Origin of the sequence: Halosimplex litoreum (genome assembly GCF_016065055.1) — an archaeon.
Taxonomy (GTDB): Archaea; Halobacteriota; Halobacteria; order Halobacteriales; family Haloarculaceae; genus Halosimplex; species Halosimplex litoreum.
The window spans coordinates 3,683,850-3,697,012 of the sequence record NZ_CP065856.1 but is presented as its reverse complement, the minus strand read 5'-3'; the positions used below and the strand labels follow the sequence as shown (position 1 = coordinate 3,697,012).

8 protein-coding genes are annotated in these 13,163 nt (G+C 67.3%); 4 read left to right on the top strand and 4 right to left on the bottom strand.

The genetic code is table 11. The features are described from left to right. Positions 1–237: 237 nt before the first annotated feature. Complete coding sequence (gene rocF / locus I7X12_RS18320) at positions 238–1,152, top strand: arginase (protein ID WP_198061456.1); 915 nt, start codon at positions 238–240, stop codon at positions 1,150–1,152. Positions 1,153–1,180: 28 nt separating this feature from the next. Here the strand turns inward: rocF and I7X12_RS18315 are convergent, their stop codons facing one another. The 3 genes from I7X12_RS18315 to gyrB all read right to left on the bottom strand — a co-directional run bounded on the left by I7X12_RS18315 (position 1,181) and on the right by gyrB (position 8,006). Beyond that, on the bottom strand, positions 1,181–3,346 hold the full coding sequence (locus I7X12_RS18315) for a DUF7282 domain-containing protein (RefSeq protein ID WP_198061455.1): 2,166 nt from the start codon (positions 3,344–3,346) through the stop codon (positions 1,181–1,183). Positions 3,347–3,478: 132 nt separating this feature from the next. Then, positions 3,479–6,040 (bottom strand): DNA gyrase subunit A, encoded by a 2,562-nt coding sequence (gene gyrA, locus I7X12_RS18310; RefSeq protein WP_198061454.1) that lies wholly within the window; start codon positions 6,038–6,040, stop codon positions 3,479–3,481. 49 nt (positions 6,041–6,089) lie between these two features. Then, on the bottom strand, positions 6,090–8,006 hold the full coding sequence (gyrB, locus tag I7X12_RS18305) for a DNA topoisomerase (ATP-hydrolyzing) subunit B (protein ID WP_198061453.1): 1,917 nt from the start codon (positions 8,004–8,006) through the stop codon (positions 6,090–6,092). 242 nt (positions 8,007–8,248) lie between these two features. On the opposite strand from gyrB, the gene I7X12_RS18300 reads away from it, so the two are divergent. The 3 genes from I7X12_RS18300 to I7X12_RS18290 all read left to right on the top strand — a co-directional run bounded on the left by I7X12_RS18300 (position 8,249) and on the right by I7X12_RS18290 (position 12,329). After that, positions 8,249–10,687 carry a DNA topoisomerase VI subunit B gene (locus I7X12_RS18300; protein ID WP_198061452.1) on the top strand — a complete coding sequence of 813 codons (2,439 nt, stop codon included), beginning with the start codon at positions 8,249–8,251 and terminating at the stop codon, positions 10,685–10,687. A gap of 28 nt (positions 10,688–10,715) precedes the next feature. Further along, positions 10,716–11,813: a DNA topoisomerase IV subunit A gene (locus I7X12_RS18295; RefSeq protein ID WP_198061451.1), complete on the top strand. Its 1,098-nt coding sequence runs from the start codon at positions 10,716–10,718 to the stop codon at positions 11,811–11,813. A 93-nt stretch (positions 11,814–11,906) separates the two neighbouring features. Further along, the gene (locus I7X12_RS18290) at positions 11,907–12,329 is read left to right on the top strand and encodes a type IV pilin (RefSeq protein ID WP_198061450.1); all 423 of its coding nucleotides are present in this window, start codon (positions 11,907–11,909) and stop codon (positions 12,327–12,329) included. A gap of 34 nt (positions 12,330–12,363) precedes the next feature. Here I7X12_RS18290 and I7X12_RS18285 read toward each other — a convergent pair whose 3' ends face one another. Beyond that, positions 12,364–13,110 (bottom strand): MBL fold metallo-hydrolase, encoded by a 747-nt coding sequence (locus I7X12_RS18285; protein ID WP_198061449.1) that lies wholly within the window; start codon positions 13,108–13,110, stop codon positions 12,364–12,366. Positions 13,111–13,163 lie beyond the last annotated feature (53 nt).

The following is a 13,163-nucleotide window of genomic DNA, read 5'->3' as shown; positions in this document are numbered from 1 at the left end:
GTGGCCGTCCGTGCGAGCGGCGAATTTCGCCGTCTCCCGACTCCGATGTCGCGACAGTCAGTCCCTCACACAGCGGATCCGCTCGCGGTCCGACGGTACGCGGGCGATAACTCAGATCCATTTGTCAACTGTCGTACGGGGTGCGAGCAAGTCCAGTGGGAGGTTGGGGGAGACGTCGGGACGGTCGTAGCGTCGTCGTCCCCCGACGGTTTTGCCGCTCGCCCTCCTTGCGAGCGTATGAACCGACCAGTGCGCGTCTTCGGCGCGCCGATGGACCTGGGCGCGGACCGGCGCGGCGTTGACATGGGACCCTCGGCAATCCGCTACGCCGGCCTCGCGGAGGAGTTGCCCTCGCTGGGGATCGACTACGAGGACGGCGGGGACGTCGCCGTCCCGAGCCCCGAGCGGACCGAACCGGACGCCGGCCGCCCGCGAGAGGGGCGCGCGAAGTACCTCGGCGCGACCGAGCGAGTGTGTCGGGACCTCGCCGACGAAGTCGCCGGAGCCGTCGACGGCGGCGCAGTGCCGCTCGTCCTCGGCGGTGACCACTCCATCGCCATCGGAACCGTCGGCGGCGCCGCCCGCGACCGCGACCTGGGGATCGTCTGGTTCGACGCCCACGGCGACTTCAACACGCCGACCACCTCCCCCAGCGGGAACGTCCACGGGATGTCCGTGGCCGCGATCCTCGGCCGCGGTTCGTTCGCCGACAGCGACTGGGCGCAGGCCCGAACCGTCGACCCCGAGAACGTCGCCATGGTCGGCCTCCGGGACCTCGACGACCGGGAACGCGACGCCTTGCGGGAGAGCGACGTGACGACGTTCTCGATGACCGACATCGACCAACGCGGGCTCCCCGAGGTGACGCGTGAGGCCGTCGACGTCGCCACCGACGGGACCGACGGCGTCCACGTCAGCCTCGACATGGACTTCCTCGACCCGACCGAGGCCCCGGGGGTCGGTACACCGGTCCGCGGCGGGGCCTCCTATCGCGAGGGCCACACCGCGATGGAGCTCGTCTCACGAACCGCCGGCTCGGCGTTGACCTCCCTGGAGATCGTGGAAGTCAACCCCATCCTCGACGACCACAATAGGACTGCAGAACTCGCCGTCGAACTCGCCGCGAGCGCGCTCGGCAAACGGATCCTCTAGCGTCCGTACTGCGACCGGCCCACGGCGTTCACTCGCGGTGCGAGAGCGCGACCGCGCCGAACAGGACGACGGCGACCACCACGACGGTCACCCCGAACCCGGGGCCGAACCCGTCGGTCGCCCCGTCCGTGACCGTCACGGTCCCGTTCGCGACCGTTCCGTTCGGCCCGACGGTGCCGTTCGGGCCGGTCGTGCCGACGGCGGTGCCGTTCGGAACGGCCGTCACCGTCGGCGCGTCCGTTCCGCGTAGCGTCGGTGGCGGGAGTTCGGTCGTCCCGACCGAGCCGTCCGCGTCCGTCGCGGTCGGCGTCGGCGACGGCGTCGCGGTCGCCGTCGGGTCCTCGGTCGGCGTCGCCGTCGGGACCGGCGTTCCCGTGATATCGTCGGCCGGCGGGAGCGTCACGCCGAGGTACTGCGGGTCTCTGGGCGGGGTCGAACCGTCTCCGGCGAGCAGCACTCGACCCACGCCGTAGACGGCGCCACCGCCGATCCGATAGGGGCTGTCGTCGGCCGGGTAGTCGAAGCGACCGTCCCCGTCGTCGTCGCGGTGTGCCACGAGGACGACGTTCGCGCTGTCGGTCAGCGGCCGGTCGAGCGAGACCGTCGGGTCGTGCACGCCGGGCTGGAGGTATCCCGAGCGCCCGATCAGATTCTCGCGGGTCACCTGCTCGTCCGGCGGGACGAGATACACAGCCAGGAAGCCGCCGTCCTCGAGCGCGACGCGGGCACTCTCTACCCGGTCGGCCTCGCTCGAACTCGCCGACTCGTACTGCTCGAACAGGACGGCCGTCGCCTCGGCCGACCCAGTCGTCAGCAGCGTCTGCGAGTTCTCGATCTGAGCGATCGAGACGGTGAACCGGCTCTCGTTCGGTGCGTCGCTCAGGTCGACGTCGACGCCGAAGGTCCCGTCGTCGTCGACGGTCGTCCGCGCGCTCGCGTCGTAGTCGCCGTCGAGTCCGGCGACCTCGACCGTCAGGTTCGTCCCCGGGGCCAGGTTCGTCTCGCCGGCGACCCGCTGCCCGGGTTCGGCCGACCGGACGATGATACCGCCGTCGGAATCGTAGCCGTAGGTCCGCTCGGCGACCGCGTAGTCCACCGCGGTCGTCGTGTCCGACTCGGTGACGTGTGTGTCGCCGGCGAACACGTACGTCGCTCGGCCCGGGCCGAGGAATCCGCGTTCGATGCCCTCCGGAACGGCCACGCGGCGCAGGTCGGCGGTCACGTACAGCGTCTCGTTGGACGGGTCCGGAATCACGCGAGCGGTACCGTCGTCGACGCTACCCGCCACGTCGACGGCCGACTCGCAGTCGCCCGAGGACGTGATCGACAGGTCGAACACACCGTCGTCGCCGGTCGCCGCGAGGAAGTTCGACTCGCTCGTCGCGCCGCCCTGGGCGGCCAACAGGCCGTAGAAGCCGCTGGCGTTCAGCCGGTAGACCATCGTGTCACCCAGCGCGACCGCCGGGCCATCGTCGGTCATCGGTAGCTCGGTTATCAGCCCCGTCTCGCGGGCCGCGACGACGTCCTCGTCGGTGTCCAGTTCCTCGAAACGGTCGCCGGGCGCGCGCAGGAGGGTCACGTCTCCGACTTCGGGTTCGTCGATGGTCAGCCGCTGGGTGGTCGTCCCGGACTCGGTCTCGACGGTCACGTCGTAGGCGCCGACCGGCATCGGCGTCCCGGTGACCGACTCCCTGCCGGCGACCGCCACGCGGTCGCTGTCGCCGGCGGTGTACGCGCGGTTCGCGACCGCCGTCTCGTTGCCCGCGAGGTAGGTGTTGACGTACAGGGTCGCGGGTTTGCGGCCGTCGTTGTTCGCGAACGTCAGCGAGACGTCGAACTCCCCGTCGACCGACTCGATCCGGACGGTCCCCGTTCGACCGTTCGGGATCCCCGTCTCGATGGCCGCGACGTCGCCCCGGGCCACGTCCATCTGCGGCGCCTCCGGATAGCTGGCGAGTGAGTGGCCGCTCGCCGTCCCGGACGCGGCCGGACCGCTATCCGCGTCCAGATCGGCGGCCGGGCCCGCCGCGACGCCAGCCGCTGGACACCCCGACCCAGCGGCGCCGACCGAGGCTCCCGCTGGCCGTGTTTCCGACCCGGCGACCGCGACCGCCGGTAGCACCGCTGTACCGGCGACCGCGACCGCGAGGACGAACAGTACGCCGACCGCCGAACCTGCACGTCTATCGAACATAGCTGAGTCGTCGGGTTCCCCCGTCGCTGTCGGAGGTCCGCCCGACTCCGGCAAAGTTCTTGTGACCTGTCACGGGGAAGCGACGCGCTGGACGGTGCGATCGGCCGAAAGAGGTCGATATCGTGAGCGTTACTACTCGGCTTCGCCTTCGTCGTCACCGGCCACTTCGACGGACGCCGGGACGACGTCGACGCTGGCGACGCTGTCGCCCTCTTCCAGTTTCATCACGACGACGCCCTTCGTATTGCGCCCGACCTCGCTCACGTCACCGGCGCGGATGCGCATGATCTGGCCGCGCTCGCTCATGATCATCAGGTGGTCGTCCTCGCTGACGGCCTTGACGGTACTGACGAGGCCGTTGCGCTCGTCGGTCTTGATGTCGATGAGCCCCTTGCCGTAGCGTGACTGGCGGCGATACTCCGAGAGGGTGGTCCGCTTGCCGAAACCGTTGCGAGTGACCGTCAGGAGACAGCGGTCGTCGTCCTCGTCGGTGGCGACCATACCCGCAACCTTGTCGTCGCCCTGAAGGTCGATCCCGCCGACGCCACGGGCGTTGCGGCCCATCTCGCGGGCCTCGCTCTCGTCGAAGCGGATCGTCATGCCCCGTTCGGTGGCGATGACGAGATCCTTCGTGTGGTCGGTGACCTCCACGTCGACGAGTTCGTCGCCCTCCTCGAGGTCGGCGGCGATGATCCCCGTCGAGAGGATGTTCTCGAACTCCTCGGCGTTGGTCCGCTTGACGTAGCCGTCGCGAGTGACCATCGCGATCGACTCCTCGGGCTCGAAGTCGTCCGTGTTGACGACGGCGGTGATCTCCTCGCCGTCGTCGAGGTCGATGAGGTTGACCGCCGACTTCCCGCGGGCCGTCCGACTCATCTCCGGGATCTCGTAGGTCTTGAGTTTGTACACCTGCCCCTGGTTGGTAAAGGAGAGCAGGTAGTCGTGGGTGTTGGCCCGGAACACCTTCGAGACCCGGTCTCCCTCTTTGGGGTCGGCGCCGATGATGCCCTTGCCGCCGCGACCCTGGGGGTCGAAGCGGTCGACGGGCATCCGCTTGATGTAGTCGTCCTCGGTGATGACGACGACCACGTCCTCCTCGGGGATCAGATCCTCGTTGGTGATCTCGTCGCTCTCGACGAAGTTCGTCCGGCGCTCGTCGTCGTACTCGGCTTTCATCTCCTCCAGCTCCTCTTTGATCACGGCCAGGAGCTCGCTCTCGTCCTCGAGGATCGTCTCCAGGCGTTCGATCTCGGCCTGAAGGTCCTCGTACTCGCTCTCGATCTCCGCTGCCTCCATCGAGGTGAGCGAGCCGAGCTGCATCCGGACGATGTGGTCGGCCTGGTCGCCGGAGAAGTCGAAGGCGGTCTGGGCGTCGAGGTGCTCGAACTCCGCGTCGAGCTCTTCGAGGTCGAGTTCGCCCTGCAGGGCGGCCTTGGCCGCGTCGCGGTCCTCGGAGTTACGGATGAGGTCGACGACCGCGTCGACCTGGTCCAGCGCTTTCAGCCGGCCGTCGAGGATGTGCGCGCGATCCTCGGCCTCGGCGAGTTCGTACTGCGAGCGCCGACGGACGACCTCCTTGCGATGAGACAGATACTCCTCGAGGGTCTCCTTGAGCGTCAGGACCTGAGGCTGGCCGTCGACCAAGGCGAGGTTGATGACGCCGAAGGTCGACTCGAAGTGGTGTTTCTTCAGCTGGTTCTCGACGACGTCGATGTTGGCCCCGCGCTTGAGCTCGATGACGACGCGGACGCCGTTGCGGTCGGACTCGTCGCGCAGGTCCGAGACGCCCTCGATCTTCCCCTCGTTGACGTCCTCGGCGATGCGCTCGACCATCCGCGCCTTGTTCTCCTGGAAGGGGATCTCCGTCAGGACGATCCGCCCCGCCTCGCGCTGGAGTTCGTACTTCGCGCGGACCGTCACGCGGCCGCGTCCCGTCGCGTAGGCCGAGTAGACGGCCTCGCGGCCGACGATCGTGCCGCCGGTCGGGAAGTCCGGGCCCTTGATCGGGCCCGGCGTGCCGTTGCCGCGGCTGTCGCGAGTGTCGACCAGATCGTCGACCTCGCAGTCGGGCTCGTCGATGAGCTTGACGACGGCGTCGACGACCTCGCCGAAGTTGTGCGGCGGGATGTTCGTCGACATGCCGACCGCGATGCCCGACGAGCCGTTGATCAACAGGTTCGGCACCTTCGCGGGCAGGACCCCCGGCTCGGTCAGCCGGTCGTCGTAGTTCGACTGGAAGTCGACGGTGTCCTTCTCGATGTCCGCGAGCATCTCCTCGGCGATGGGGGCCATCCGCGCCTCGGTGTACCGCATGGCCGCGGCGGGGTCGCCGTCCATCGAGCCGAAGTTCCCCTGGCCGTCCACGAGGGGATAGCGCATCGAGAAGTCCTGGGCCATCCGGACGAGCGTGTCGTAGATGGGGCTGTCGCCGTGGGGGTGGTAGTCACCCATCGTCTCGCCGACGATCGAGGAACACTTCCGGTGAGAGGTGTTGCTCGACACGCCCATCTCGTGCATCGCGTAGAGGATGCGCCGGTGGACTGGTTTGAGCCCGTCGCGCACGTCCGGGAGCGCTCGGCCCGCGATGACGCTCATCGCGTAGTCGATGTAGCTCTGCTCCATCTCGTTCTCGACGCGGACGCGGTCGACCTGCGCGGCCGGCGTCGCGTCGGAGTCGGGGACGTCGGAACTCATCGTCGCTCCTCCCGTCGGTCGGCGTCGTCAGCGCTCGCTCCGCTCCGGGTCATATATCCACCCACTCCGCCTCGGGCGCGTGGTCCTTGATGAACTGTTTGCGCGGTTCGACGGCGTCGCCCATCAGCACCGAGAACATCTTGTCCGCCGCGGCGGCGTCCTCGATAGTGATCTGTTTGAGGATCCGCTGTTCGGGGTCCATCGTCGTGTCCCACAGCTGCTGGGGGTTCATCTCGCCGAGGCCCTTGAACCGTTGGACCTGGGTCGGGTTGCCGTCGCACTTCTCTTCGACGATGCGGTCGCGTTCCTCGTCGCTCATCGCGTCGTAGGTGTTGCCACGATAGCGAACCCGGTACAACGGGGGCTGGGCGGCGTAGACGTACCCCGCTTCGAGCAGCGGTCGCATGTGCCGGTAGAAGAAGGTCAACAGGAGCGTCCGGATGTGGGCGCCGTCGACGTCGGCGTCTGTCATCAGCACGATCTTCTCGTAGCGAGCGTCCTCGATGTCGAACTCGTCGCCGATGCCCGTGCCGATGGCCGTGATCATCGCACGGATCTCGTTGTTCTCGAGGATGCGGTCCAGCCGGTGTTTCTCGACGTTCAGGATCTTCCCGCGGATGGGGAGGATGGCCTGGAACTCGGGATTGCGTCCCTGCTTGGCCGAGCCGCCGGCGGAGTCGCCCTCGGTGATGAACAGCTCGGCGTCCTCGGGGTCGCGTGTCTGACAGTCCGACAGCTTGCCGGGCAGCGCCGTCGAATCGAGCGCGGATTTGCGGCGAGTCAGCTCCTTGGCCTTCTTGGCGGCCTTGCGCGCCTTGGCGGCCTCGACGGCCTTCTGGACGATGACCTCGGCTGTGTCGGGGTGCTCCTCGAAGTAGGTGCCGAGCCCGTCGTGGACGGCCGACTCGACGATACCCCGGACCTCGCTGTTGCCGAGTTTCGTCTTGGTCTGGCCCTCGAACTGCGGGTCGGGGTGTTTGACGGAGATGACGGCGGTCAATCCCTCGCGGATGTCGTCGCCCTTCAGAGTGCCGTCGATCTCGCCGAGCAGGCCGTTGTCCTCGGCGTAGTCGTTGACGATACGGGTCAACGCGGTCTTGAACCCGGTGAGGTGTGTACCGCCCTCGCGGGTGTTGATGTTGTTCGCGAAGGCGTGGATAGAGCCCTGCAGTTCGCTGGTGCCTTGCATCGCTACCTCGACGTGGATGTCCTGGTCCTCGTCCTCGAAGTAGACGACCTCCTCGTGGAGCGGCTCTTTCGTCTCGTTGAGATACTCGACGAACTCGCGGATGCCGCCGTCGTACCGGAAGGTGTCCTCGGTGTCGTCGCGCTCGTCGGCCAGCGTGATCTCGACGCCGGAGTTGAGGAAGGCCAGTTCGCGCAGGCGGGATTCGAGCGTGGAGTAGTCGTACTCGTCGGCCTCGAAGATCTCGGCGTCAGGCCAGAAGCGGATGGTGGTGCCCGTTCCCTCGTCGGTATCCATGTCGCGGACACGTTCGAGTCCCCCCTGTGGGGCACCCTGCTCGAACGACTCGCGGTGGACGGCGCCGTCGCGCTTGACCTCGACTTCCAGCCGCTCGGAGAGGGCGTTGACGACGGAGACGCCGACGCCGTGGAGCCCCCCGGAGACCTGGTAGGACTTGTTGTCGAACTTCCCGCCCGCGTGGAGGATCGTCATCACCACCTCGACGGCGGGCTTGTCGTACTTCTCGTGGGTGTCGACCGGGATCCCCCGGCCGTCGTCGGAGACAGAGACGGACCCGTCGTCGTGGATGGTGACCGAGATGCTGTCGCAGTACCCGGCCAACGCCTCGTCGATAGAGTTGTCCACGACCTCGTACACGAGGTGGTGCAAGCCCCTGTCGTCCGTGGACCCGATGTACATCGCCGGGCGTTTGCGCACGGCCTCCAGCCCCTCCAGGGCCTGGATCTGCTGTGCGCCGTACTCTTCAGGCTCCCGTGACATAGAATCTGTCTCCCCGTAGTAGACCGGCTCCCTTAAAGCTCTCGCACGCGCGCTCGCGCGAGACTCGCCGTGCAGCGATCCGCTCGCCCGTGATATCACGGTCAGCTTTTCCCCACCCGGCCGCTCCGACCGCATCGACCTGATCCCCCGCCGGTCGCACCCCACGGGCTCCGGTGGCCGGTTTCACTTTCACCCCGCCGGCGAACGCCTTTTAAGCCGTCCGACAGTAGGGGGTTCCACGGATGACATCGTATCAGTCGCAACTCGGCGAGGGAGAGGGGATCGCCGAGGAGCTGGCCGAGAGCCAGCGGTCGATCTCCATCGCCGAGTTCTTCGAGAAGAACAAGCACATGCTCGGGTTCGACAGCGGGGCCCGGGGACTCGTGACCGCCGTGAAAGAGGCGGTCGACAACGCGCTGGACGCCTGCGAAGAGGCGGGCATCGCCCCCGACATCTACGTCGAGATCCAGGAGGCCGGCGACTACTACCGCCTCATCGTCGAGGACAACGGCCCCGGGATCACCAAAGCGCAGATCCCCAAGGTCTTCGGGAAGCTGCTCTACGGGTCGCGGTTTCACTCACGAGAGCAGAGCCGCGGCCAACAGGGGATAGGGATCTCCGCGGCGGTTCTCTACTCCCAGCTCACGTCGGGCAAGCCCGCGAAGATCACCTCCCGGACCAAGGGCGGCACCGAGGCGGAGTACTTCGAGCTCATCATCGACACCGACACGAACGAGCCCGAGATCGACGTCGAGGAGACGACGACCTGGGAGCGGCCCCACGGGACGCGTATCGAACTGGAGATGGAGGCGAACATGCGGGCTCGCAACCAGCTCCACGACTACATCAAAGACACCGCGGTCGTCAACCCCCACGCTCGCATCGAGCTCCGGGAACCGAGCGAGCACATGAAATACGAGCGGGTGACCGACCAGCTCCCCGCCGAGACCGAGGAGATCCGCCCCCACCCCCACGGGGTGGAGCTCGGCACCCTGATCAAGATGCTCGACGCCACCGACTCCTACTCGGTGTCGGGTTTCCTCCAGAACGAGTTCACCCGCGTCGGCGGGAAGACCTCCGATTCGGTCATCGACAACTTCCGCGACCGCCACTTCGGCCGCGAGATGTCGTGGGAGCCACCCGAGGCCCACGAACCCGCGGACGTGGCCCGCGCGCTCGACGCCGCCGTCGCCAACAAGGGCGCCGAGGCGACCGCTGAGTTCGCCGACCGCGTCGCCGACGCGCTGGACGGCTACGACCGCGTCGCACACCACGAGTTCGCCGACCTCGTCGACGACGTGGCCGACGATATCGAGGACAAATACGAGGTGACCTTCGGCTCGACGGTCCGGGAGAACGCCGTCGAAGCGGGCTGGGCCGCGGTCCTCGGCGCGGGCGACGCCGTCGGCGTCGACGACGACGCCGAGGAGTACGAACACCTGCGTTCGGACCTCTACGCCGTCGTCGACGAGGTGACGACCACCCAGAAGGACGACGCGACGATCCAGGGGCTGGCCGACCGACTCGCCCCGAAGTTCGGGGACGCCGACGACGCCCGTCACCGGTTCACTCGCGACGAGATCCGCGAGTTCGTCCGCCGCGCGGCCGACGCCACCGAGGAGTACGACGACGCGACCTTCGGCGAGACCGCCCGCGAGAACGTCGTCGAAGCCATCTGGGAGCGCGCCCGCGGCGTCCCGGACGACCCGCCGAACGTGACGGCCATCGCCGGCGACCGCGACGCCGCCAGCGAGCTGCTCGACGCCATGCGCGAGACGGACATCATCGCGCCGCCGACGGACTGTCTCTCGCCCATCGAGTCGGACCTCATCGAGGAGGGGCTGCGCAAGGAGTACGACGCCGACTTCTACGCGGCGTCGACCCGCGACGCCTCCGTCCACGGCGGCGACCCGTTCATCGTCGAGGCCGGCCTGGCGTACGGCGGCGACGTCGAAGCCGAGGGCAAAGCCGAGGTGATGCGCTTCGCCAACCGCGTCCCGCTCGTCTATCAACGGGGCGCCTGTGCGACGACGGACGTGGTCAAGGACATCAACTGGCGCAACTACAACTTAGACCAGCCCGGTGGAAGCGGCATCCCGAACGGCCCGGTCGTCATCATGGTCCACGTCGCCTCGACGAACGTGCCCTTCACCAGCGAGTCCAAGGACGCCGTCGCGAACGTTCCCGAGCTCGAATCGGAGATCGAACTCGCGATGCGCGAGGCGGCTCGCGAGCTGAAGTCGTTCCTGAAGAAACGGCGCTCGATGCAACAGCGCCGCGAGAAGCAGGACAAGCTGGCGACGATCCTGCCGGAGATGGCCGAGAAACTCTCGGCGGTCACCGACAACGACGACCTGGACATCGACGACACGCTCGCCCGGATCATGAACAACGTCCTCGTCGAGCGCCAGCGCGACGGCGACACCGTCCAGCTGGTCGTCGAGAACAACTCCGACCGAGCGGCGGACGTGGAGATCACGGACATCGTCGCCGGGAGCGAGCCCGTCCTGGCCAACGGCGACGCGAGCGTCGTCGAGATGGACGGCGAGTGGTTCGTCAAGTGGTCGACCTCGGTGTCGGCCGGCGACGAGGCCACGCTGGAGTACGACGTGGGCGCAGACGCGGAGTTCGACATCTCCGTCGAGGGCATCGAGGACGAGCGAGTCACGATCGACGCGTAGCGACGAGCGCACACACTGACACACACCAATGAGCGCAGACACAGACACCGACGCCGACGCGAGAGAACAGCTGATCGACCTGGCCGAGGAGTTCTACGAGCAGTTCGAGGGCGGCGACGTACCGACGATGCGGATTCCGACCCGGACCAAGTCCAACATCGAGTACGACGAGGACAAGAACGTCTGGGTGTACGGCGACCGCGAGAGCACTCGCACCGCCAAGACCATCTCCGGGGCGGAGAAGCTGCTGAAGGCCACCTACACCATCGACTTCCTGGCCCGCCAGCTCGACCAGGACCGCTCGTCGACCCTGCGTGAACTCTACTATCTCAGCGAATCGTGGGACGTCGACGAGGCGCAGTTTTCCAGTCAGGACGAGTCGAACAACCTCATCGAGGACCTGGAGATCGTTTCGGAAGTCAAACGCGAGGACTTCCACATGCGCCCGGAGGAGTCGGGCGCGAAGGTGATGGGGCCGCTGCTGCTCCGCGAGCAGACCAACCGCGGCGACCGGGAGATCCACTGTCAGGACGACGTCGGACAGGGCGGCTACCAGATCCCCAACAACCCCGACACCATCGAGTTTCTCGACAACGACGCCGAGTTCGTCCTCTGCGTCGAGACCGGTGGCATGCGCGATCGCCTCGTCGAGAACGGCTTCGACGACGAACACGACGCGCTCGTGGTTCACCTCGGCGGCCAGCCCGCGCGGGCGACCCGGCGGCTGACCAAGCGCCTGCACGACGAACTTGACCTGCCGGTCACGGTCTTCACGGACGGTGACCCGTGGTCCTACCGCATCTTCGGGTCGGTCTCCTACGGTTCCATCAAGAGCGCGCACCTCTCGGAGTACCTCGCGACGCCCGAAGCGCAGTTCATCGGCGTCCAGCCCGAGGACATCGTCGAGTACGACCTGCCGACCGATCCGTTGAGCGACTCCGACGTGAACGCGCTGGAGAGCGAACTCGAGGACCCGCGATTCCAGTCCGACTACTGGACCGAACAGATCGAACTGCAGCTCGACATCGGGAAGAAGTCCGAACAGCAGAGTCTCGCGTCGTACGGTCTGGACTTCGTCACGGACACGTATCTGCCCGAGCGACTCGACGAGATGGGCGTGCTGTGAGCGGGCGTACGTGCCGGCCGTCGGCGAGGCAAAGTCCGTCCGAACACGGCGAGCACCGAACGGTTTATGTTAAAATCGAATTGATAGGACGGCGTGACCGACGAGAGTTCCGGGGAGACGGATCGGGTGTACGAACTGTGGAATCGGAGTGTCTGGCTGATCGGACTGATCACGACGGCTATCGTGGGCGCCGCTGCGATCGGATCGGTGGTGTTCGGGCTGGGAGTCGGTGCCGGTCCGGGAGCGCCCGACGCGTCGTTCGAGATCGAGCCGACCGAAAGCGGCATCGAGATCGTTCACTCGGACGGGGACGCCGTCGCGAGCGACACCGTACACGTGTTCGTCGACGGCGACGAGCGCGTTGTCTGGTCGGACGTGGAGGGTGACGACGGCGAAGTGACCGTCGGCGACGACCTGTCGATAGCGGACGTACCGACGGGCGCGACCGTCAGGGTCGACTGGGAGTCCGAGGGCGAGCGACACACGCTCGAACGGACGACGATCGAGCGACCCTGAACCACCCCGAGAACGGCGCTGCGTTCGTGGCGAGTCAGGACTCGTCCAGCACGACCGGGACGCCGCGTTTCGCCACGTCCTCGGCGAAGGCGCCGCTGTCGGCTTCGAGCGCGTCGAACGTGTTGTAGTGGATCGGGAGCACCAGGTCGGGGTCCATCGCCTCGGCGAGGTCGGCGGCGTCGTGGCGGTCCATCGTGAACGACGACGCGATCGAGGGGACGAACAGCGACACGTCGAGCGCCTCGTGACCGTCGAGGGCGTCGGAGTCGCCGGTCCAGAAGACGTTGGTGTCGTCGACGGTGACGACGAAGCCACAGCCGATCCCCTTCGGGTGGATGGGGTCGCCGTCCTCGTCGACGTTCTTCCCGTCGGGGTCGTTGTAGGCGGGAACCGTCATGATGGGCACGTCGCCGACGACGAGTTCGTCTTCCATCCCAACCTCGACGACCTCGTAGGGCAGTTCGTCGACCGGCGTCAGCTCGCGGCCGGTGTCACTCACGTCGATGCCTTCGAAGGCGACGACGGTCGTGTCCTCGTTGGCGACGCGCTCGACGCCGTCGCTGTCGTAGTGGTGGATGTGGGTGACACAGACCACGTCGGCGTCCTCGGCGCGGTAGTCCTGTCCCGGCGGGTGGCCGACGTCGGGGGTGTCGGGCTCCCACTCACCGGTGAGCGTGCCGTAGCGGCCGGGGTCGAGGTAGACGACGGTGTCGTCGCTCTCGATTCGGAGGGTGGCGTAGCCGAGCCAGTCGACGGTCAGGCCGTCGTGTCGGACAGTCATACCCCTGATTTCCGCCGAGACGCGGTTAAGGGTTCGGCTTCGGGTGGCGCCTT